A 21950-nucleotide genomic window follows, 5' to 3' on the forward strand; every position below is an offset into this window, starting at 1 on the left:
CCCCGCGCAAAGCCACCATAGGAGCTGTCGCATCACGCTGCCTCTTGATCAGGCTGCCAAACCTGGGCGTTGCGCTTCAGCGACCCGGGCAGCCTATGGGTCGATATCGGAGAGCACAAGCAGGCAGGCGAATTTCGGAAATGTCCTTCGCGATGAAGGAAGAAAGCCTAAGCAGAGGGTGTCGTGGGGCGGGGTGGTGGGAGGTTGGCTCGGATGGCCAAGGTGTCGCAGGTCATGCTCTGAAGATTCATCGGTAGCAGTCCGGCTTGCCGGCGGTAGCGACCCAAAGGCCTACCGCCGGCAGGCCGGACTGATACAGAATCCCGGCTTAACCGATCGTCATCAGGCTTGCGTTGCCCCCTGCCGCAGCAGTGTTGACGCTCAATGCACGTTCGATTACCAGACGTTCCAGCGCGATGCCGGTCTCGCCTTTGGACAGGCCGTGGACGCCAATGATGGCGCCGCTGCGTTGGGCGACCTGTTCGCAGATGGCGCGCAGTTGGTCGGAGTCGCCGTGATGCAGTACGGCATCGATGACGAGGTCGTCCTTGCTCCAGTCGGCAACCAGTTTGATGCGCGCCTGTACTTCCTTGGGAAGGCGATTGCGCAGCGGCTTGCTCAGCTCGTTGTCCGGCACGATTGCGCTGCTGCCGACGGCCAAGACCGCGGCCAGTTGGGTGAGCAGGTCGGTCTCGTCCTCTGCCAGACACAGCACGTGCTCGCGCGGCAGGATGCTGTAGCTGTTGCGCTCACCGGTCGGGCCTGCCAGCAGGCGGATGACACCGCTCTGCGATTGCTCGGCGAACTGTCCACACAGGGCTTCCAGTTCTCCCTGTTGCTGGCTGGCCGCCCAGGCTTTCAGCGCGCTCAGCGGCTTGAGCAGGGTGTCGCGCAGACGAGTGTCCGGCGCCGTTGCTGCATCGCGCAAGGCAAAGGACTTCTGCACGGCATCGGCCGGACGTGTCGACAGCAGGCGATACAGGTACAGCGGCCCACCGGCTTTGGGCCCGGTGCCCGACAGGCCTTCGCCGCCGAACGGCTGCACACCGACTACCGCGCCGACGATGTTGCGGTTGACGTACATGTTGCCCGCGTTCACCGAGTCGATCACCTTGGCAATGGTCTCGTCGATGCGGGTATGCACGCCCAGGGTCAGGCCGTAGCCCGAAGCGTTGATCTGCGCGATCAGTTGATCCAGCTCTTTGCGCTTGTAGCGGACAACGTGCAGCACCGGGCCGAAAATCTCGCGTTGCAGTTCATCGAAGCTTTCCAGCTCGATCAGGGTGGGCATCACGTAGGTGCCGCGCTTGATTTCGTCGTTGTCGGCGATGGCCACCTGATAGACCGTGCGACCTTTATCGCGCATGGCCTGGATGTGCTTCTCGATCCCTGCCTTGGCTTCGGCGTCGATCACCGGGCCGATATCCACGGACAGCCGCTCGGGATTGCCCAGACGGCTCTCGGCCATGGCGCCCTTGAGCATTTCGATCACGCGGTCGGCGGAATCCTCCTGCAGGCACAGCACGCGCAGGGCCGAGCAGCGCTGACCGGCGCTGTCGAATGCCGAGGACACCACATCGATGACCACTTGTTCAGTCAGCGCCGAGGAGTCGACGATCATGGCGTTCTGACCGCCGGTTTCGGCGATCAACGGGATCGGCCGGCCCTGAGCGTCCAGGCGTCCGGCGATGTTGCGCTGCAGCAGGCGAGCCACTTCGGTGGAGCCGGTGAACATCACGCCTTTGACCCGGTCATCACCGACCAGACGAGCGCCGACGGTTTCCCCACGGCCCGGCAACAACTGCACCACGCCTTCCGGGATCCCGGCTTCCAGCAGCAGGCGAACGGCCTGGGCGGCGATCAGCGGAGTCTGCTCGGCGGGCTTGGCCAGCACCGGGTTACCGGCGGCCAGCGCGGCGGCAACCTGACCGCTGAAAATCGCCAGCGGGAAGTTCCACGGGCTGATGCACACCACCGGCCCCAGCGGACGGTGGGCGTCGTTGCTGAAATCGTTGCGCGCCTGAACTGCGTAATAACGCAGGAAGTCCACGGCTTCGCGTACTTCGGCAATGGCGTTGGCGTAGGTCTTGCCGGCCTCCCGGGCCAGCAGGCCCATTAGCGGCTGGATTTCAGCCTCCATCAGGTCCGCGGCACGTTCGAGAATGGCTGCCCGTTCTGCAGGCGGCGTCGCTTGCCAGATAGGGCCGGCGCTCAGGGCACTGAGCAGGGCGTTATCGACATCCTCAAGGCTGGCTTCCTGGACATGACCCACCACATCACGCAGGTCGGAGGGGTTCAGTACCGGGGCCTCGGTGCCGGCGCTGACCGCGCCGCCCAGCATCGGGCCGGCTTTCCAGTCGGTGTGGGCAGTGGCGAGCAGTGCCGAAGACAGCGACGCCAGACGATGTTCGTTGGCCATGTCGATGCCCGCCGAGTTGGCGCGCTCGCTGCCATACAGGTCACGCGGCAGCGCAATGCGCGGATGCGGCAAACCGAAACCACCTTCCTGCGTGGCCATGCGCTCGATGCTGGAGACCGGATCGGCCACCAGTTCCTGGATCGAAATCGACTGATCGGCAATGCGGTTGACGAACGAGGTGTTGGCGCCGTTTTCCAGCAGGCGGCGAACCAGGTAGGCCAGCAGGGTTTCGTGAGTGCCGACAGGTGCGTATACGCGGCACGGCCGGTTCAGCTTGCCGTCGGCAACCTTGCCGACCACCTGCTCGTAAAGCGGCTCGCCCATGCCGTGCAGGCACTGGAATTCGTACTGGCCGGGGTAATAGTTCTGACCCGCGATGTGGTAAATGGCTGCCAGCGTATGGGCGTTGTGAGTGGCGAACTGCGGGTAGATGACTTCTGGCACCGACAGCAGTTTGCGCGCGCAAGCGATGTAGGAAACGTCGGTGTAAACCTTGCGGGTATAGACCGGATACCCTTCCAGGCCATCGACCTGGGCGCGTTTGATTTCGCTGTCCCAGTAGGCGCCCTTGACCAGACGGATCATCAGGCGGTGCCGGCTGCGGCGGGCCAGATCGATCACGTAGTCGATCACGTACGGGCAACGTTTCTGGTAGGCCTGGATCACGAAGCCGATGCCGTTCCAGCCGGTCAGCTGCGGCTCAAAGCACAAGCGCTCGAGCAGGTCCAGCGACAGCTCCAGGCGATCGGCTTCCTCGGCATCGATGTTCAAGCCGATGTCGTATTGCTTGGCCAGCAGCGTCAGCGACAGCAGGCGCGGGTAGAGCTCTTCCATCACGCGCTCGTACTGCGCACGGCTGTAGCGCGGATGCAGGGCCGAGAGCTTGATGGAAATGCCCGGGCCTTCGTAGATGCCACGCCCGTGGGACGCCTTGCCGATGGAATGGATGGCCTGTTCATACGATGCCAGATACTTCTGGGCATCGTGCTCGGTCAGCGCGGCCTCACCCAGCATGTCGTAGGAGTAGCGGAAGCCCTTGGCCTCGAAGCGGCTGGCGTTGGCCAGTGCTTCAGCGATGGTCTCGCCGGTGACGAACTGCTCGCCCATCAGGCGCATGGCCATGTCGACGCCCTTGCGGATCATCGGCTCGCCGGATTTACCGATGATGCGGCTCAGCGACGAGGTCAGCCCGGCTTCGTTGTGGGTGCTCACCAGTTTGCCGGTCAGCAGCAGGCCCCAGGTGGCGGCGTTGACGAACAATGAAGGGCTGTTGCCCAGGTGCGGATGCCAGTTGCCGGTGCTGATCTTGTCGCGGATCAACGCGTCGCGGGTGCCTTTGTCGGGGATGCGCAGCAGCGCTTCGGCCAGGCACATCAGGGCGACGCCTTCCTGGGAGGACAGCGAAAACTCCTGCAGCAGGCCCTGGACGATACCGGCACGACCACCGGCGCTCTTCTGGTTGCGCAGTTTTTCGGCGATGGAAGCCGCCAGCTTTTGGGTGGCCTCGCCCATCGCCGCCGGCAGGCGAGCCTGTTCCAGCAGCATGGGCACGACTTCGGGCTCGGGGCGACGATAGGCCGAGGTGATGGCAGCCCGCAGAACCGACTGCGGAAGGATGCTTTCGGCAAACTCCAGGAACGCTTGATGGGTGCTGTCCGCCGGGACTTCACCCTGGTCGTCGGCATCCTTGCTGCCCAGGCCGCTGAGTTCGCTAAGGGTTGCACCACCCTCGAGTTTTTCCAGGTAATTGAAGATCGCCTGTTTGATCAGCCAGTGCGGCGTCCGGTCAATGGACTGTGCAGCAGCCTTCAATCGCTCGCGGGTCGGGTCGTCGAGTTTGACACCCAGGGTGGTGGTCGCCATGTCTTGGTCCTCATAAGAGCCACTATTCGTGTGGCTATAGCTGTGGCCAAGAGTAGCTGTGGCTCGACTGAGGTGCAACCGGGTGCAACCCTTTTTTTCGGGATATTTCTCGGACCACTTCGCATCTGAAGCAAACCTGTCAGCAACTGCCCGGCAATGGTGCCAAGGCCCTTGAACCGGGCGCCAACGCTCGATAAAGGCGCAAAAGCACTTAAATAGTTACATTTTTGTGTGCATAAAGGTGCAACTGAGGCGCTGCCATGGGTTGCGCCTACATCGACAGGTTGACTAGCATGCCCGACCTTGGTGCAACCACTTTGTTCCTAGCACGGTCTGGCCGTCGATTCGCGTCTTGGGAGTCGGGTCGGATACAGGGGACGAGCCAGACCAGCCGACTGTCGGCAACCCGCTCTGGCGCCGTCCTGGCATAAAAACAACGCACGGGCATACACAATGAGCGTCAGCAATCCTACTTTGATCACCTTCGTGATCTACATCGCGGCGATGGTCCTGATTGGCCTCATGGCCTATCGCTCCACCAATAACCTGTCGGATTACATTCTCGGTGGGCGCAGCCTGGGCAGCGTCGTGACCGCACTCTCGGCGGGTGCCTCGGACATGAGCGGCTGGTTGCTCATGGGGCTGCCAGGCGCCATTTATATGTCCGGTCTGTCGGAGAGCTGGATCGCCATCGGGCTGATCGCCGGGGCTTATTTGAACTGGTTGTTCGTCGCCGGCCGTCTGCGCGTGCAGACCGAGCACAATGGCGATGCGCTGACGCTGCCCGATTACTTCTCCAGCCGGTTCGAGGATCAGAGCGGTTTGCTGCGAGTGATCTCGGCCATCGTGATCCTGGTGTTCTTCACCATCTATTGCGCCTCCGGCATCGTCGCCGGCGCTCGTCTGTTTGAAAGCACGTTCGGCATGTCCTACGAAACCGCCTTGTGGGCCGGTGCCGCGGCGACGATTGCCTACACCTTCGTCGGTGGTTTTCTGGCCGTCAGCTGGACCGATACCGTGCAAGCCACGTTGATGATCTTCGCCCTGATTCTCACGCCGATCATCGTGCTGTTGGCCACCGGAGGCATCGATACCACTTTCCTGGCCATCGAGGCGAAAGACCCAAGCAACTTCGACATGCTCAAGAACACCACGTTTATCGGCGTCATTTCGCTGTTGGGCTGGGGCCTTGGGTACTTCGGTCAGCCGCACATCCTGGCACGCTTCATGGCCGCCGATTCGGTGAAGTCCATCGCCAAGGCGCGCCGTATTTCCATGACCTGGATGATTCTCTGCCTGGGCGGCACGGTCGCGGTGGGTTTCTTCGGCATCGCTTATTTCTCGGCCCATCCCGAGGTTGCAGGGCCGGTGAGCGAGAACCATGAACGGGTATTCATCGAGTTGGCGAAGATTCTGTTCAACCCGTGGATCGCCGGTGTGCTGCTCTCGGCCATCCTCGCCGCCGTCATGAGCACCCTGAGCTGCCAGCTATTGGTGTGCTCCAGTGCGCTGACCGAGGACTTCTACAAAGCCTTCCTGCGCAAGAGCGCTTCGCAGCGTGAGTTGGTGTGGGTGGGCCGTGCCATGGTTCTGCTGGTGGCGCTGATCGCCATCGCCCTGGCTGCCAACCCGGAAAACCGCGTGCTGGGTCTGGTCAGTTACGCCTGGGCCGGTTTCGGTGCAGCGTTCGGCCCGGTGGTGTTGATCTCCGTCGTCTGGAAGGGCATGACCCGCAACGGAGCACTGGCCGGCATTCTGGTGGGCGCCATCACCGTAGTGGTGTGGAAGCATTTCGAATTGCTGGGGCTGTACGAAATCATTCCAGGCTTCATCTTTGCCAGCATCGCCATCCTGCTGTTCAGTCTGTTGGGCAAGGGCCCGACGCCGGGTATGCAGGCCCGGTTCGAAGCCGCTGAGAAAGAGTACAAGGCGGCGTAGGAAGCAGCCGCAATTAAAGAAAGCCCGCGTTTCGCAAGGAACGCGGGCTTTTTTGCGTCAGGGCCAGGGCGGGACTGTGTCAACCCGCGCTCCAAGGTCCGCTGGGCGTGTTGTTATCACGTCTTGTTGTGATCGATATCCAGATTGAAGAACATCACCTTGCCGCCTTCACTGGTGTAGCCGGTGTTGTCCTGGGTGTAGACGCCTGCCTTGAAATACAGCTGTTGTTTGCTCCAGGTGGCGCTCAGGCGTTCGTTCCACACCATGCCGTGGGCACTGACGCTGAGCAGTCCGGCCTTGTTCAGGTGAATGGCATAGTTGAAGGTTTCGTTGAGCCGCACGCCTTCGGCGATGGTGAAAATGCGCGGCTTCTTGTCGTCCGGATGAAAGCGCACTTTGGCAACGATGATGCCGTCCTGGGTTGCGTCCTTGTACTGGTATTCCACTTTCAGCAAAGGTTGCGAGCTTTCGTACACATGGATCTGCCCGATCACTACGCGTCCGGAAGACGGCACCTGCATGACCTTGAGTTTGGCATTCAGAAAATTGTCGGCGTCGGCGTAGGACCAGTTGTGCAGCGTGCCGTCGGACCAGGTTTCGCGGAGTTCGGAGCGGGGGTAGATCGCGTTGGCGGTCTTGCTGCCGGTGACGGGGGCCCAGAAAGTGATGTTCGAGGAGCCGGAAGTGAAAAATTTTCCGTCATAGCCCTGGAGCAGTTGCTTTGTTTCGATGGTGGCGGGGGGCGAGCCCACTGGAATGCTCAGATTCCAGGATCCCAAATCAATCATTTTGTCTTTAGTCCGATATGTCTCATTGCCAGCAAACGCGTCTGGCGCAAGGGTTTGAGGGGGGCTCCTTATACGTTTTGAGGCGCGCTTTGTTAACGCGAATCCGTCGGGCGGTTGACGTCAATGTGCCGCCATTTTGCCGTGAGGACGGTGTGCAAGGGCCGCTCAGAGCAGCTACCGTTAGTCGGGTCGGGTCGCGTTTTGGGATGGCCAAACGGTGGCCCTGCTTCTTTTTTTCCGATTCACAGCTAGAGTAAACGCCAATTGGACCCATGGGCGGAGCCCCTTCACCGGGCAGTAATGTGAATGAATAGCAGCATGGAATGCGTGCAGTCCCCGCCATCTCCTGGCAAGTCGGTCCTGTTGGTCGTTGATGACTATCCGGAAAACCTGGTCACGATGCGTGCCGTCCTGCAACGACAGGATTGGGAGATCGTCACCGCAAGTTCAGGCATGGAAGCGCTCGGCCTGCTCCTGGACGTAGACGTCGACCTTGTCCTGCTGGATGTGCAGATGCCGGAAATGGACGGCTTTGAAGTCGCGCGCCTGATGCGCGGCAGTCAGCGAACCCGTTTGACGCCCATTATTTTTCTGACGGCCAACGAGCAGTCCCGCGACGCTGTGCACAAGGGTTATGCCAGCGGTGCCGTGGACTACCTGTTCAAGCCCTTCGACCCCAACGTCCTCAAGCCCAAGGTTCAGGCGCTGCTGGAGCATCAGCACAATCGACGTGCCTTGCAGAAGCTCAGCCGCGAGCTGGAGTCGGCGCGCGCCTTCAATGCGTCGGTGCTGGCCAACGTTGCCGAAGGCATCTTGGTGGTCAAAGAGGACGGCATCATCAGCTTCGCCAACCCGGCCATCTGCAAACTGTTGGGCATGACCGATGGCGAGCTGCGCGGCACCGGGCTGTGCTGCTACCTGCAGGAGCCCACTGTCAGCGAGTGGACCGACTCGGGCTTCTATCATCATTACCGCCGCGCTGACACCTACCGCGTGCACGACGCGGTGATGCGCACCCCTGAAGGTCGGCAAGTGCCTGTGGCGCTGTCCTGCGCGCCCCTGCCCGATGAGCAGAAAGCCATGGTGCTGAGCGTGCTCGACATGTCCGTGGTGCGTGATCTGTACAGTCAGCTCGAGCATCAGGCGGTGACCGACTCGCTGACAGGGCTGCTCAACCGGCGCGGCTTCTACCAGACCGTCGAAGGCATGTTGCTGCGCAATGAACACGCCGGGAAGTATCTGGTGGTGTTGTACCTGGATCTTGACGGCTTCAAGCACGTCAACGATTCGCTGGGCCACGATGCAGGGGATCAGGTGCTGATCTGGGTCGCAGAACAGTTGAAGGAATGCCTGCGCCCCTATGACGTGCTGGCGCGGATGGGTGGGGACGAGTTCGTCGTGGTGATCGATGGACTGGACTTCCCGGAACACGCGGCCAAAGTGGCAGAAAAACTCATCGAGCGAGTCTCGGTGCGTCGACATATCGACGGCGTTGAAGCGACCCTGGGTGCAAGCCTGGGTATCGCGGTTTATCCAGACTGCGGCACCAACCTGGACGGTCTGCTGCGGGCGGCGGATATCGCCATGTATGAAGCCAAGCGTGCAGGCAGGCAGCAGTACCGGTTCTACGATCAGTACATGAATGGCCGCGCGCGCTCACGTTTGATGCTTGAGGAAAGCGTGCGCACCGCCATCGAAGGCAAGGACTTCTCGATCGTCTATCAGCCGCAGATCAACGTGGTGACCGGGCGCACCCGAGGGTTCGAGGCGCTGTTGCGCTGGAATCATCCGGACGCCGGAGATGTGCCGTCCAGCCTGTTCATTCCGCTGCTCGAAGAAACACGGCTGATCAACAAGCTCGGAAGCTGGATCTTTGAACAGGGAGCCGCCCAGCGTGAGCGCTGGAGTGGTGTCTTTGCAGATGACCTGGTGATGAGCGTCAGCGTCAGTCCGGCACAGTTCAGCATGCCGAATCTGGCGGCCGAGTTGCAGCGTGCCATCCACATGCACGGTCTGCACCCCCGCCAACTGGAAGTCGAGATCACCGAGCCGTCACTGGTGCATAACCTGGTCCACAGCCGCCAGCAGCTGCAAAGCCTGCATGACATAGGTGTGCGGGTGTCGCTCGACGATTTCGGGGCAGGTGACAGTTCGTTGGCTCACCTGCGAAACCTCGATCTGGACACCCTCAAGATTGATCGCCATTTCATCGGCGGCATGATGAGCTCCACCCGCGACCAGGCGGTGGCGCGCAGTATCATCGACTTGTGTCGGATGCTGAACATCGACGTGATTGCCGAAGGGGTAGAGACCCTTGAGCAGTACCAATGGCTGGTGGCCAATGGTTGCCAGATCATTCAAGGGTTCCTGCTGGCTCATCCGCTGGCCGCCGACGATGCGCTGCGTTTCGTCCAGCCGATCGAATTGCCGACCTCTGATCCGCTGCTCGATCAGAGCTGACGCGGTAGACTGGCGCCTTTTCAGCGACTTGATCTGACCATGACCGTGACTGCCGTACCGCCGCTCAAATATCTGCAAGCCTATCCGGCGTCGCTGCAGGATCAGGTACGGCAGCTGATCGTCCAGGACAAACTGGGCGCCTATCTGGAACAACGCTACCCGGGCCGTCACGACGTGCAGAGTGACAAGGCGCTCTACGCCTACGCGCTGGGGCTCAAGCAGGAATACCTGCGCAATGCGCCGAACATCGACAAGGTGCTGTTCGACAACCGGCTGGACCTCACCCATCGCGCCCTCGGCCTGCACACCAGCGTGTCACGGGTGCAGGGTGGCAAGCTCAAGGCCAAGAAGGAAATCCGCGTGGCGTCGCTGTTCAAGGACGCCGCGCCGCAGTTTCTGAAGATGATCGTGGTACACGAACTCGCGCATTTCAAAGAGAGCGATCACAACAAGGCGTTCTACCAGCTGTGCGAGCATATGCAGCCCGGTTATCACCAGCTGGAGTTCGATCTGCGCATCTACCTGACCTGGCGGGATATGCAGGGTTGAGCGGTCGACCTGAGCGATCCTGATTCCTGTAGGCGTGAGCTTGCTCGCGCTCAGGCCAGAGCCGCCATCCCAGTGTTCCCGCCAAATTGCTATCGCGAGCAAGCGCACTCCTGCAGGGTGACGCTGCGCAAACATGAATCAACCTGGCAAGATTTAGAACAAGGACCCGACGATGGACGTCAGCAAGACCAAGAGCAGTTTCTACCGACGCCTCTACGTGGCGTACCTGATCGACAGCCAGCTGGCCAGCAGCGTCCCGGCGCTCACCGACGTCACCGGAATGCCGCGCCGCACCGCGCAGGACACCATCGCGGCGCTGGCCGATCTGGATATTGTCTGTGAGTTCGAGCAACTCGATGGCGCGCGCAATCATGCCGGGGCCTATCGGATTCACGACTGGGGCGCGATCGATCGCCAGTGGATCGAGCGCAACCTGCAGCAGATCAAGGCGGTGCTGGGTTATCCCTGATACCCGCTGCGATCACGCAGGGCCGGTGCGCATGGGCAATCTCAGTCCAGATCCCGACGCATGCCGACGTGGGGAATGCCGTCCTCGACATAGACCTCACCGGCCACGTTGAAGCCATAGCGGCTGTAATAGCCTTGCAAGTGCGCCTGCGCTGACAGGTAGATCGGTTGGTCCGGCCAGTTGCGCTCGGCATGTTCCAAAGCTTGCACCATCAGCTCGTGACCCATGCCCTTGTTGCGCATTGAAGGGGCGGTGACGACGCGGCCGATGGTCACGTCGCCGTCCTGCTGGATCGGGTCCAGCAAACGCAGATACGCCACCAGTTCGGCGTCTTGCCACGCCATCAGATGCCGGGTATCGCCCAGCAAATCCTGGCCATCGACGTCCTGATACCAGCACTTCTGCTCCACCACGAACACCTGCGCGCGTAGCTGCAAAATGGCGTACAACTGTTCTTTGGTCAGGGCGGTATGGTGTTTGCAAATCCAGTTTATAGACATGAAGCCGGCTCATATGAAGAAGTCCATGGCGGATACTAGACGCATATCGCGCTGAGCCCAAAGCGACTAGTTCAATGCAGTTGCGACAAGGGGATGCCGCATTGGTCTGTTTTCTTGAACTGCGGCACAAACAGCACTTTCCTATGAGTTGTTAAAACGGTAGAACAGGTCTTCACTGAAGGCCAGTTGCTATCGCGTTTTTACGTGGCTTTGCATGACCTTGCAGGACGCTGCACTGACCCTCGCAAGTCGCTTGACCTCGAGCCGCCCATGCTGCGCGCCCGACGCTCGAACCATGGATTTCACCGTGTCGCTCTGGCGGCGCTGAAACAATCACGGGCTCATCGTTTGCCCTAAGGATCTTGAGCATGCCGCGTTTGCTTCGAGCCATGGGTTTGCTGGCAATGCTACTGGTCACGCAAGGCGCGATGGCGCAGAAGCTGCGCATGGCCGCAGATGCCTGGGCCCCGTACGCCGATGTCTCGCTGCTTAACGGGGGGCTGTCGACCGATCTGATCCGCACGGCGCTGACTCGCGCCGGCTACACCACCGAATATGAGCAGGTGCCCTGGGCCCGGGCAATCCATGGCGTGAGCGAGGGTCGATACGACATATTGATCAACGCCTGGTACAGCAAGGACCGTACGCAGATTGGCGAGTTTTCCGGTGAATACCTGGTCAACAGACTGCGCTTTCTCAAGCGCAAGACGTCGGGCATCGAGTACCAGACGCTGGAACAATTGCATCCCTACTCGATTGCAGTGGTGCGCAGCTATGCGTACTGGCCGGCCTTCGACAACGATGCAGAGCTGAAAAAGGTGCCGGTTGCGAGCTTCTCGACAGCGGTGCGGATGCTGGCGGCAGGCAGGGTGGATCTGACCATCGAGGACGAATACGCAGCGCGCCTGGCCCTCAGTCGCGAGCCCGACGAGGTGCGTGACAACGTCGAGTTTGTGTCAGGCTCGCTGAGCGAAAACGGCCTGCACATTCTGGTGAGCCTGAAAAACCCCGATCACGAAAAAATCGTCGCCGATTTCGACAAGGCCATCGCTGCGATGAAGGCCGATGGCACCTATGACAAGCTGTTCAAGCTGCACGGTCTGTAACGTCGGCTTCCTTGGTCGGTTCCTTGATCAGATGCGCGGCCAGGGTCCGCAACGGCCCCAGTTGACGGCAGATCAGCGCCAGTTGCGTCTGCACCAGTCGCTGTCCTTCGTCGATCTCCTCGGCCATCTGCTCCAGGTCGGTGGCCAGCGCTTCCTCGGCATCGCTTTGTACCGCCACTGGCTGGCGGGTCGACAGGCTCTGGGCGATTTCATCGATGCTCGCGGCCAGATTGGCGCCCGCACCCTCGATCAGATGCTCGCGCACATCGGCGGGTAACGGCGTCTCTCGGTGCGCACCCAGGCCTGACAGGTAGCTGAGCAACGTGTGCGAGAGCACCAGGAAGCGAAAACCTACGTCGGCCTCCTTTCGGAAATGCCCAGGTTCCATGAGCATGTTCGCCAGGGTCGTCGACAATGCCGCATCGGCGTTGTGGGCGTTGCGTCGGGCCAGTCGATACGCCAGGTCATCGCTTTTGCCCTGGGCGTATTGCTGCATGATCTGACGCAGGTAGATGCTGTTGCAGGTCAGGGTGTTGGCCAGCACCTTGTTCAGGCGCCGACCCTGCCAGTCCGGCAGGAACAGGAACACCGCAAGCCCGGCAATCAGGCTGCCCAGCAGGGTGTCCATCAAGCGCGGCAGGAACAACCCGTAACCGTTGCCCACCTGATTGAAGCAGAACAGGATCATCACTGTGATCGCAGCCGTCGACAGCGTGTAGCGCGTGGTGCGGTTGACGAAGAACACCACGCCGGCCAACACCGCGCACATCGATTGCAGCACCGGGGTGGTGATCAGATCGAACAGAATCCAGCCTGCGGTCAGGCCGATGGCCGTACCGATGATTCGCTGACCCAGCTTGCGGCGGGTGGCGCCATAGCTTGGCTGGCAGACGAAAACCGTGGTCAGGATGATCCAGTAGCCCTGCGAGGGATGGATCAGGTGAACCATGATGTAGCCGATCACCAGCGCCAGTGGCAGGCGCAGGGCATGCCGGAACAGCAGCGAAGTGGGCGTCAATTGCAGGCGCAGGCGCGTCCAGACGTCCTTCAAGGTGCGGGGCGAGCGGTCCAGCAGGCTGCTGTCGGAGGCGTCGGCCAGGGCATCGGGGTTGCTGGCGTCGCTGAGCAGCCGGTCCAGGGTCGCCAGGTTGTTGGCCAGTGCCCGCAATGAGCGCAACAGCCCGCGCCAGGCCGGATTGCTCTGGATGCGCAGGTGTTCGAGCGAGGCGCGCAAGTCATCCAGCGCGTGGGCGAAGCTGTCGTCGTAGATGAACGGCTGGCGCAACTGGATCGACACCGACAGGTCACGGCAGGCATTGCCTTGCTGACGCAACAGGCGCTGGCAGCGGAACAGCACATCGCTGTGGAAAAACGCCTCGGCCAGCGAGTTGTACGGGTAATGCGAGGAGCTGGCGCGCTCGTGGATGTCCTGAGCCAGAAAGTACAGCTTCAGGTAGCGACTGACCTTGGAGCCGGGGCGACCGCTGCCGACCCGGTTCAGGATGATTTCCTTGGTGACGTTGAGCGCGGCCACTACCTTGCCATTCTGCTTGGCCAGTTCCAGGCGCCTGGCTTCGACGTCCAGGGTGCGGATCGGCTCGAACAGCTCGGACTTCAATTTCAGGTACAGGCCCAGCTCCCGAAACAGACGAGCCAGCGCCTGCTGCACCGGCTGGTTGGAGAACAGCATCTGCCACAGCACCGACAACAGTCCGTACCAGGCGGCACCGGCCACCAGCAGCATCGGTTCGTGCCAGAAGTCAGTGACCTCGCCACCGCGTTGATCCACGCCAATCATGGTGTAGACCGAGAGAATCAGCGTCGCATAGGCGATGGCCCCGTAACGCTCGCCCAAGGCCCCCAGCATGGTCAGGCAGAACGCCGCCAGGGCAAAGGCGCAGATGAACGCAATGGGGTAGGGGAAAAGCAGTTCGACGGACAGCGCCGCGACGCTGAAGCACACCAGCGTCACCGCCAATGCGTTGAGGCGACCCTGCCAGCTGTCGTCGGTCTCGGACAGCGCGCTGGCGATAATCCCCAAAAACAGCGGGATCACCAGTGACATCTCGTTTTGATACCAGCACAGGGCCATGCTGCCGGTCAGCGCGACGAAAACCCGCACGCTGTAGGAAAACTTGTCCAGCGCCCACAGGCGGCGGAAGGTATTGCGCAACGATTTCGATGCCATGAACGCTGACGGCCTTGTTCGCGATTGATTCTGCTGAGGGATATGTACAGCGCCTGATGCGCGCTGTACATCCGGTCAGCAAAATTTATTCCAGTTCGGTTGCGGCGATCTGTCGCCGAGCGCCGAATCTGTAGGCTCCCACCAGGGCAGATGCGTTGCCGGTCAGACGAACTGCGCCGCCGCATACGCCGAGGCCCAGGCCCACTGGAAGTTGAAACCGCCCAGATGCCCGCTGACGTCCAGCACTTCGCCAATGAAATACAAACCGGGTGATTTCAACGACTCCATGGTCTTGGACGACACCTCGCGGGTATCGATACCCCCCAGGGTCACTTCAGCGGTGCGATAGCCCTCGGTCCCCGCGGGCACCACCTGCCAGCTCGAGAGTTTCTCGGCGATGTCGGCCAGCTCGGCATGGGTGTACTGCTTCATCGGCTTGGACACGAACCATTGCTCGGCAATCAGGTTGGCCATCTTCTTGGTGAATATCTCGCCGAGCAGGGTCTTCAGTTCGCTGTTGGGGCGCTCGGCCTGTTGTCCGGTCAGCCAGCTGTGCGCATCGTGCTCGGGCAGCAGGTTGATTTCCACGGCGTCGCCTGGGTGCCAGAACGAGGAGATCTGCAGGATCGCCGGGCCACTGAGGCCGCGGTGGGTAAACAGAATGTTCTCGCGAAAGCTGGTGTCGTTACAGCTCACCACGCAATCCACCGAAGTCCCGGTCAGCTCGGTGCAAAGCTCCTTGAGCTGATCGGTGATGGTGAACGGTACCAGGCCTGCGCGGGTCGGCAGCAGGGTGTGGCCGAACTGCTTGCCGACCTGATAACCGAAGCCGGTGGCGCCCAGGGTCGGGATCGACAGGCCGCCGGTGGCAATCACCAGCGACGCGCAGGTGATGTCGCCAAGGGTGGTCTGCAGCAGGTAGCCGGCAGCGGTTTTCTCGATGGTCTGCACCGAGGTGTCCATATGCAGACTGACGCCGGCCTCGTCGCACTCGCTGAGCAGCAGGCCCAGGATGTCGCTGGACTTGTTGTCGCAAAACAGCTGGCCGAGTTTCTTCTCGTGGTAGGGCACACCGTGTTTGCCCACCAGCTCGATGAAATCCCACTGGGTGTAGCGCGCCAGCGCCGACTTGCAGAAATGCGGGTTCTGCGAAAGGAAGTTGGCAGGCTCGCTGTACATGTTGGTGAAGTTGCAGCGCCCGCCGCCCGACATGAGGATTTTCTTGCCCGGCTTGTTCGCGTGGTCGATCAACATCACCTTGCGCCCACGCCTGGCGGCGGTGAATGCACACATCAAACCTGCGGCGCCGGCGCCGATGATCACAACGTCAGTAACGGGCAAAGCGATGTCCTCAACAGAAGAAGATCGTGCCAACGCTCGGCGTTGGTACGCAAACCGTAACGCTGGGCGTCACAAAAAAGGACGCAGAGCGTCCGGGGCGGCATTCCCACGCGGAACGTGGGAACGATCACAACAGTTGCGCCGACCTGTAGGCGTGAGCTTGCTGGCGATTGAGGCGCGCTGCGGTGCCGGGCCAGATTACAGAATCCGCACCCGCAACGACTTGCCCTTGATCTTGCCGTTGTTCAAGCGCTCCAGCGCCTGTTTGGCCATGCTGCGCTCGACGGCGACATAAGCCTGGAAGTCGAAGATCGCGATTTTGCCAACCTGGGTGCCGGGAATGCCCGCCTCACCCGTCAGCGCGCCGAGGATGTCGCCCGGACGCAGTTTGTCCTTGCGGCCCGAGCCGATGCACAGGGTGGTCATCGGAGGCAGCAGTTTGCCGCCTTCGGTGCGGGTCAGGTTGTCGTATTGCTGCCAGTTCAGCGGCGCTTTCTGCAGCTCTTCGACGGCCCGGGCGCGCTGGCTTTCCGATGGCGCGACGAGGCTGACGGCAATCCCGGTCTCGCCAGCACGACCGGTACGGCCGACGCGGTGAATGTGGATTTCCGAGTCGCGGGCCAGTTCGACGTTGATCACCATGTCCAGCGCATCGATATCCAGGCCGCGCGCGGCGACGTCGGTGGCAACCAGCACCGACGTACTGCGGTTGGCGAACATCGCCAGCACCTGATCGCGATCACGTTGCTCAAGGTCGCCATGCAGGCCCACGGCCGACATGCCCTTGGCGGTCAGGTGATCGACCACTTCCTGGACCTGCTGCTTGGTGAAGCAGAACGCCACGCACGACTGCGGACGGAAATGATCGAGGACCTTGACCACCGCTTCCAGACGTTGCTCCGGGGCGATTTCGTAGAAGATCTGCTCGATCTGGCTGTCAGCGTGCAGCGCTTCAACCTTCACCGTCTGCGGATCGCGCATGAACTTGGACGCCAACTGCTTGATGCCCACCGGGTAGGTGGCCGAGAACAGCAGGGTCTGACGACGTTGCGGGGTCTGCTCGATGATGTCGGCGATGGCGTCGTAGAAGCCCATGTCGAGCATGCGGTCGGCTTCATCGAGCACCAGTGTGTTGAGGCCGTCGAGCACCAGCGAACCTTTGCGCAGATGCTGCTGGATACGGCCCGGGGTGCCGACGATGATGTGCGCGCCGTGCTCCAGCGAGCCGATCTGTGGGCCGAAGGACACGCCGCCGCACAGGGTCAGCACCTTGATGTTGTCTTCGGAGCGCGCCAGGCGACGGATTTCCTTGGCCACCTGGTCCGCCAGCTCACGGGTCGGGCACAGCACCAGGGCCTGACAGCCGAAATAGCGCGGGTTGATCGGGTTGAGGAGGCCGATGCCGAATGCAGCGGTCTTGCCGCTACCGGTCTTGGCCTGGGCAATCAGGTCCATGCCCTTGAGAATCACCGGCAGGCTCTGCGCCTGAATCGGCGTCATCTGGGCATAACCGAGGGACTCCAGGTTAGCCAGCATGGCGGCGGAAAGGGGCAAGGAATTGAACGCGGTGTTAGTCACAAGAGTGAGCCTGCAAAACAAAATGTCGCGCAGTGTATCAGGTCGCGGCCCCTGCCTAGGGGCTGTGGGCGATAAATGGTGGCGCTTTATGAGCCTGGCGCGAGCCCTGTGTAGCCATCCGGCCTGCCGGCGCTGACGCCCACAAGAACGTGGCCGCCGGCACGCCGGACGGCTACAGGGATCGCGTTGCGGCGCAATCAGCGGCCAGTCAGGCTTCGATTTCAGGCTCGGTCTGCGGCTTGCGCGGCGGATTTTCCGGCGGCATGCGTGGCGACAGTTGCAGGAAGATCGATGCCGCCAGCATGGCCAGCACGCCAACGCACAGGAAGGTCAGTTGAAAGGCACCCAGCACGCTGCTGACTTCGCCGGTGCTGACGTCTTCGGTAAAGCCGCCCAGCAGTGCCGCCGCACAGGCAACCCCCAGGCTCAGGGACAGCTGCGCGACCACTGACAGCAGACTGTTGCCGCTGGCGGCGCTGGCATCGTCCAGATCGATCAGGGTCACGGCGTTCATCGCCGAAAACTGCAATGAGTTGACCCCGCCAAGGAACGCCAGATGGATCAGCAGCAGCCAGTAAGGCGTGTTGGCGTCTACCAAGGCCATGCTCGCCAGTAACGCGCCGAGCAGCAGCGTGTTGCCGGTCAGGACGATGCGGTAACCCAGCCGTTCGATGGCCTTGGTCGCCAGGGGTTTAGCGAACATCGCCGCCAGTGCCAGCGGGATCATGCTCATCCCGGCATGGGAGGGCGAGTAACCCAGCGCCACTTGCAGCATCAGCGGCAACAGGAACGGCAAGGCGCCGCTGCCCAGGCGCGCGAACAGGTTGCCCATGATTCCGACGGCAAAACTGCGGGTGCCAAACAGCGAGGCAGAAAACAGCGGCGATTCCACGTGGCCGGCGCGCAGCCAATAGGCCGCCAGACACGCCATGCCGCCAAACAGCAGCATCACCACGCGCAGGTGCGGCAAGTGCAGTTCGCCCAGGCCCTCCAGGGCAATGGTGATCAGCACCATGGACGCGCCGAACAGCGCAAAGCCCACCAGGTCGAAGCGTGTGCGCCCGCCGCCCTGCAGGTCCGGAATGAACTTGCGCACGGCAAAGCAGCCCAGAATGCCCACTGGAATGTTGATCAGGAAGATCCAGTGCCAGCTCAGGTATTCCACCAGCCAGCCGCCAACCGTCGGTCCCATCAACGGGCCAAGCAGCGCCGGCATGGTGATGAAGCTGAGGATGCGCACCAGTTCGGTACGCGGATAGGCCCGCAGCACGATCAGTCGTCCGACCGGCATCATCAACGCGCCCCCGAGCCCCTGCACCACGCGGGCCGCGACCAGCATGCCGAGGGAGTTGGCGGCCGCGCACAGCAATGAGCCGAAGCTGAACAGCAGGATCGCGCTGAAGAAGATGCGCTTGATGCCAAAGCGGTCGGAAATCCAGCCGGAGGCGGGAATCAGCAGGGCAATGGTCAGCATGTAGGCGATGATCACCGACTGCATGCGCAGCGGGTCCTCGGACAGCGATCCGGCCATGGACGGCAGCGCGGTGTTGAGGATCGTGCCGTCCAGGCTTTGCATGAAAAACGCAATGGCGATGACCCAGGGCATCCAGCGCAGGGTTCTGGCGTCCAGCTGCGGTGTTGAGGTCGGCATGTGGAGGTCTGGGTCCTTATGGTTTTTTTGGTGACTACTGAATTGCTACGTGCATGCTTCTGGCCGAAGGCCGTAGGAGTCCAGCTTGCTGACGATCTGCCGCGAAGCGGTAGCAAACCCCGCCAACGCGGTATTCCTGACACAGCGCGTCAGGAGGTTTTACTGCGGCTTCGCAGCAGATCGCTGACAAGTCGAGCTCCCACGCCCTTCGGGCCGAATCAAAAACAACGCTAAAGCGTCAACGTAAGCTTGCTCACCAGCGCCCCCGGCAGCAGGTTCGAAGCTGTCTGACGTTGACTGTAGGTACTTGCCGAGAGGATGAGTTCCCTTTGCGTGGTCAATTGTTCCAGCGCACCGCCCAGCAGACTGAATATGCTGTCGTCAAAGCGCATGGTGCTGACCGGAGCCTTGATCTTGCCGTCCTCGACCCAGAATGTGGCAAAGCGGGTCATGCCGGTGATGCGTCCTGCCGTGCGGTCGGAGAAGTTCAGGTACCACAGGTTGCTGATGTACAGGCCGGTGCCCAGGGCCTTGAGGATATCGTCCAGCGCCAGCGAGCCACCGCCCATGCTCAGTGCGCTGGGATATTCGCCCCAGCCGGCGCCGTTGGCGGTCAGGCCGTATTCGGCGGCACTGCGCGAATCGATCAGGCGATCCCTGGCGTGGCCTTCGACCACCAGCGCCAGATCCGAGCGCGGGTAACCTTCGCCTGAAAACGCCGGAGACAATGACCCCGTGACCTGTTCATCCAGGCTCACCAGCGGGTTGAGCGTGGCCTGACCGTCGTACAAACGTTGCAGCGGGCTGGTCTTGTCAGCCAGCGACTGCGCCGAGAACCCTCCCCAGCACAGCATGCCCATCACTTCTTCCAGTGCAGCCGGCGCCAGATAGGCGCGGTATTGGCCGGGCGCCAGCGTGTGCGAAGGATGACCCAGAAACTCAAGTTGTTCACGGGCCAGGGCGAAGCGTTGGGCGAATGCCTCATCGCTCCATTGGTGACCGGCGTAGTTGGCCTTCACCGCCTGGCCATTGTCGTGGAACAGGCTCCAGTCGAAGTTGAAACTGTTGGCCTGGTGCCAGCCCAGCGCACCATTGGAGCTGGCAAAACCCCGGTAGATCGGCCCGGCGGCATAAATGCCGACCAGATCCAGGCCTTCGCCCAGCTGTGCGATCTGCTGTACCACGTGGGCGCTGTCAGGCAGCGGCGCGTCCTGGACGTTGCTGCTCTGCCAGGCCTCGTCGTTGAGCAGCAGGTAGGGGTCTTGCGGCAGCAGCGTCAGGGTGTCACGCAACTGATCCAGAGCTTCGCCCAGGCGCTGACGATCCACGTCCCGATCACCGGACAGCGTCAGGTTGAGGTCGGCGTGGCGCCCGTCTTCGATCAGCTTGAAATAGACGCTGGCCTGCTGCACGTGTCCGGCCTGACGCACCTTGGCGTGATTGAAACGGATAAAATCCGACGCTTCTGCGTTGTAGCTGAGGGTGAAGCGTTCCTGAGGCGTCACAGCACCTTGCAGCCATTGAACCAGCGCTTTGAATTGATCTTGATGGGACATCAGGCGTCACCTCCGAAAACATCGACGTTGGCGAATACGCAGGCGGGTGAGGCGTGGCCGACGCGTACCACTTGATTGGGTTCGCCCTTGCCGCAGTTTGGCGTGCCCAGGACCTTGAACGTGCTGGCATCGCCGACTGCGCTGAGGTTGCGCCAGAACTGGGCGGAAATTGCCCGGTAGTTCGGGTTCTTCACCACGCCCTTGAGTTCGCCGTTCTCGATCAACTGACCCCATTCGCAGCCGAACTGGAATTTGTTGCGCGCATCGTCGATCGACCATGAGCGGTTGGTGCTCATCAGAATGCCGTGCTCGATGCCGCCGACAAGCTGCGCCATCGACTGGTCGCCTGGCTCGATATTGAGGTTGGCCATGCGGTCGATGGGCGCGCGGTTCCAGCTACAGGCGCGACTGTTGGCCACGCCGTCCATGCCGCTGCGGTACTGCGACAGAGCGCCACCCAGCGGTCGCTCGAGCACGCCGTCCTTGATCAGGAACTGCTTGCTGGCCTGTGTGCCATCGTCGTCGTAGGCATAGCTCGCCAATTGCTCGGGGATCTGCGGGTCGAAGGTCACATTGAGCAGGCTCGAGCCATATTGCAGGCTGCCGAAGTCGCAGGCCTTGACGAAGCTGGTGCCGGCGTAGTTGCGCTCATCGCCCAGGATACGGTCCAGCTCCAGCGGGTGGCCGATGGATTCGTGGATCTGCAGGATCATCTGATCCGGTGTCAGCAGCAGATCGCGCGGGCCTGTGGGGGTGTTGGGCGCCATGATCAGTTGCAGCGCCTGATCGGCGACGTTGGCGGCCGCGCCGATAATCCCGCAGGAGGTGATGACTTCTGCGCCGCCTTGCTGGCCGAAGTTGTCGCGGCCCAGGCTGCGGGTCTGGCTGTCCTGGCCGTCATAAGCGGTGACGCTCAGGCCCGGGAAGACAAAACGCTGGGCCTGACGGATCTCGGCGCCGGCGCTGTTGAGGTAGATCTGTTCGACGTTTTCAATCCCCAGACTGACCTGCCAGTTGACCAGGCGCTCGTCCTTGGGCACCGAGGCCGATTCGCGGCCAAGCAGGGCATAGCAGTCGCTGAGCGAAGGAAATGCGGTGCTCAGATTCGGCGACAGGTAATCAGCGCGGCTGCTGGACACGGCGTGTTCGCTCAGGTCGAGCAAGGCGTGCGGTGCGAGCATTCGCGCCTGTGCCTCGGCTTGCTCAAGCGCCGCCTGCAGCCCCCGTTGAGAGATGTCGTTGGTGGCCGCGTAGGCTTCGACGCCGTTGATGCGCACGGTGAGCATGGCGCCTTCGTCGCTGCTCAGTTGCGGCGGTTCGGCGACGTTCTTGCGCACAGACAGATGCTGGCTGGTCTGTTTGACGTAACGCAGGGAGAGAAACTGGGCGCTGCTCTGCAGGGCAGCGAAGCGCTGCTTGAGTTGAGCGGAGAAGTCGAACATGCAGGATGGCTCCTTGGCGATCGGACGGGCAACGGTCCGAATCATAGCGCGCTTGAGCCTTGGGGCGGGGGTTACGAGGACGCGATGTGTATATCGACCTGT

The 21950-nt window shown here is 61.7% G+C and carries 14 protein-coding genes; 5 read left to right on the top strand and 9 right to left on the bottom strand.

Annotation, left to right across the window (positions count from 1 at the left end; genetic code table 11):
* Nucleotides 1–328: 328 nt before the first annotated feature.
* Nucleotides 329–4282 (bottom strand): trifunctional transcriptional regulator/proline dehydrogenase/L-glutamate gamma-semialdehyde dehydrogenase, encoded by a 3954-nt coding sequence (gene putA, locus ACI2KS_RS15940; RefSeq protein WP_404621857.1) that lies wholly within the window; start codon nucleotides 4280–4282, stop codon nucleotides 329–331.
* Nucleotides 4283–4735: 453 nt separating this feature from the next.
* Between putA and putP the strand changes: the two genes are divergently transcribed.
* Nucleotides 4736–6220 (top strand): sodium/proline symporter PutP, encoded by a 1485-nt coding sequence (gene putP / locus ACI2KS_RS15945; RefSeq protein ID WP_404621859.1) that lies wholly within the window; start codon nucleotides 4736–4738, stop codon nucleotides 6218–6220.
* Between the two features lie 116 nt (nucleotides 6221–6336).
* Here putP and ACI2KS_RS15950 read toward each other — a convergent pair whose 3' ends face one another.
* Complete coding sequence (locus ACI2KS_RS15950) at nucleotides 6337–7008, bottom strand: polysaccharide lyase family 7 protein (RefSeq protein ID WP_404621861.1); 672 nt, start codon at nucleotides 7006–7008, stop codon at nucleotides 6337–6339.
* 306 nt (nucleotides 7009–7314) lie between these two features.
* On the opposite strand from ACI2KS_RS15950, the gene ACI2KS_RS15955 reads away from it, so the two are divergent.
* The 3 genes from ACI2KS_RS15955 (at nucleotide 7315) to ACI2KS_RS15965 (ending at nucleotide 10486) form a co-directional block, all read left to right on the top strand.
* Nucleotides 7315–9468, top strand: a complete 2154-nt coding sequence (locus ACI2KS_RS15955; protein ID WP_404621863.1) for an EAL domain-containing protein — start codon at nucleotides 7315–7317, stop codon at nucleotides 9466–9468.
* Nucleotides 9469–9507: 39 nt separating this feature from the next.
* Nucleotides 9508–10017: a M48 family metallopeptidase gene (locus tag ACI2KS_RS15960; RefSeq protein ID WP_404621865.1), complete on the top strand. Its 510-nt coding sequence runs from the start codon at nucleotides 9508–9510 to the stop codon at nucleotides 10015–10017.
* A 172-nt stretch (nucleotides 10018–10189) separates the two neighbouring features.
* Nucleotides 10190–10486, top strand: a complete 297-nt coding sequence (locus ACI2KS_RS15965; protein WP_404621867.1) for a helix-turn-helix domain-containing protein — start codon at nucleotides 10190–10192, stop codon at nucleotides 10484–10486.
* Between the two features lie 41 nt (nucleotides 10487–10527).
* Here ACI2KS_RS15965 and ACI2KS_RS15970 read toward each other — a convergent pair whose 3' ends face one another.
* Entirely contained in the window at nucleotides 10528–10986 is a 459-nt protein-coding gene (locus tag ACI2KS_RS15970; RefSeq protein WP_404621869.1) for a GNAT family N-acetyltransferase, read from the bottom strand.
* Between the two features lie 368 nt (nucleotides 10987–11354).
* Between ACI2KS_RS15970 and ACI2KS_RS15975 the strand changes: the two genes are divergently transcribed.
* Entirely contained in the window at nucleotides 11355–12092 is a 738-nt protein-coding gene (locus ACI2KS_RS15975) for a substrate-binding periplasmic protein (RefSeq protein ID WP_404621871.1), read from the top strand.
* On the opposite strand, the gene yccS is transcribed toward ACI2KS_RS15975, so the two are convergent.
* From yccS to ACI2KS_RS16005, 6 genes are all read right to left on the bottom strand, one after another.
* The gene (gene yccS / locus ACI2KS_RS15980) at nucleotides 12073–14280 is read right to left on the bottom strand and encodes a YccS family putative transporter (protein WP_404621873.1); all 2208 of its coding nucleotides are present in this window, start codon (nucleotides 14278–14280) and stop codon (nucleotides 12073–12075) included. The two genes, ACI2KS_RS15975 and yccS, sit on opposite strands and share 20 nt — an antisense overlap.
* A 162-nt stretch (nucleotides 14281–14442) precedes the next feature.
* The gene (locus ACI2KS_RS15985; protein ID WP_404621875.1) at nucleotides 14443–15621 is read right to left on the bottom strand and encodes an NAD(P)/FAD-dependent oxidoreductase; all 1179 of its coding nucleotides are present in this window, start codon (nucleotides 15619–15621) and stop codon (nucleotides 14443–14445) included.
* A 198-nt stretch (nucleotides 15622–15819) separates the two neighbouring features.
* Complete coding sequence (gene dbpA, locus ACI2KS_RS15990) at nucleotides 15820–17199, bottom strand: ATP-dependent RNA helicase DbpA (protein WP_404621877.1); 1380 nt, start codon at nucleotides 17197–17199, stop codon at nucleotides 15820–15822.
* Between the two features lie 208 nt (nucleotides 17200–17407).
* Nucleotides 17408–18850: a multidrug transporter subunit MdtD gene (gene mdtD, locus ACI2KS_RS15995; RefSeq protein WP_404621879.1), complete on the bottom strand. Its 1443-nt coding sequence runs from the start codon at nucleotides 18848–18850 to the stop codon at nucleotides 17408–17410.
* 230 nt (nucleotides 18851–19080) lie between these two features.
* Nucleotides 19081–20406 carry a TldD/PmbA family protein gene (locus tag ACI2KS_RS16000; RefSeq protein WP_404621881.1) on the bottom strand — a complete coding sequence of 442 codons (1326 nt, stop codon included), beginning with the start codon at nucleotides 20404–20406 and terminating at the stop codon, nucleotides 19081–19083.
* Entirely contained in the window at nucleotides 20406–21848 is a 1443-nt protein-coding gene (locus tag ACI2KS_RS16005; protein ID WP_404621883.1) for a TldD/PmbA family protein, read from the bottom strand. Before ACI2KS_RS16005 ends, ACI2KS_RS16000 begins: the two co-directional genes overlap by 1 nt.
* Between the last annotated feature and the right edge of the window lie 102 nt (nucleotides 21849–21950).

The sequence above is a fragment of the Pseudomonas sp. NPDC087358 genome, from assembly GCF_044900785.1.
Lineage (GTDB): Bacteria > Pseudomonadota > Gammaproteobacteria > Pseudomonadales > Pseudomonadaceae > Aquipseudomonas.

Excerpts from the sequence above, each read along its gene's own strand:
- ACI2KS_RS15950 (WP_404621861.1), bottom strand. The coding sequence starts at position 7,008 with ATGATTGATTTGGGATCCTGGAATCTGAGCATTCCAGTGGGCTCGCCC.
- ACI2KS_RS15965 (WP_404621867.1), top strand. The coding sequence starts at position 10,190 with ATGGACGTCAGCAAGACCAAGAGCAGTTTCTACCGACGCCTCTACGTG.
- putA (WP_404621857.1), bottom strand. The coding sequence starts at position 4,282 with ATGGCGACCACCACCCTGGGTGTCAAACTCGACGACCCGACCCGCGAG.
- ACI2KS_RS15975 (WP_404621871.1), top strand. The coding sequence starts at position 11,355 with ATGCCGCGTTTGCTTCGAGCCATGGGTTTGCTGGCAATGCTACTGGTC.
- ACI2KS_RS15970 (WP_404621869.1), bottom strand. The coding sequence starts at position 10,986 with ATGTCTATAAACTGGATTTGCAAACACCATACCGCCCTGACCAAAGAA.
- ACI2KS_RS15960 (WP_404621865.1), top strand. The coding sequence starts at position 9,508 with ATGACCGTGACTGCCGTACCGCCGCTCAAATATCTGCAAGCCTATCCG.
- ACI2KS_RS16000 (WP_404621881.1), bottom strand. The coding sequence starts at position 20,406 with ATGTCCCATCAAGATCAATTCAAAGCGCTGGTTCAATGGCTGCAAGGT.
- yccS (WP_404621873.1), bottom strand. The coding sequence starts at position 14,280 with ATGGCATCGAAATCGTTGCGCAATACCTTCCGCCGCCTGTGGGCGCTG.
- mdtD (WP_404621879.1), bottom strand. The coding sequence starts at position 18,850 with ATGCCGACCTCAACACCGCAGCTGGACGCCAGAACCCTGCGCTGGATG.
- ACI2KS_RS16005 (WP_404621883.1), bottom strand. The coding sequence starts at position 21,848 with ATGTTCGACTTCTCCGCTCAACTCAAGCAGCGCTTCGCTGCCCTGCAG.
- putP (WP_404621859.1), top strand. The coding sequence starts at position 4,736 with ATGAGCGTCAGCAATCCTACTTTGATCACCTTCGTGATCTACATCGCG.
- ACI2KS_RS15955 (WP_404621863.1), top strand. The coding sequence starts at position 7,315 with ATGAATAGCAGCATGGAATGCGTGCAGTCCCCGCCATCTCCTGGCAAG.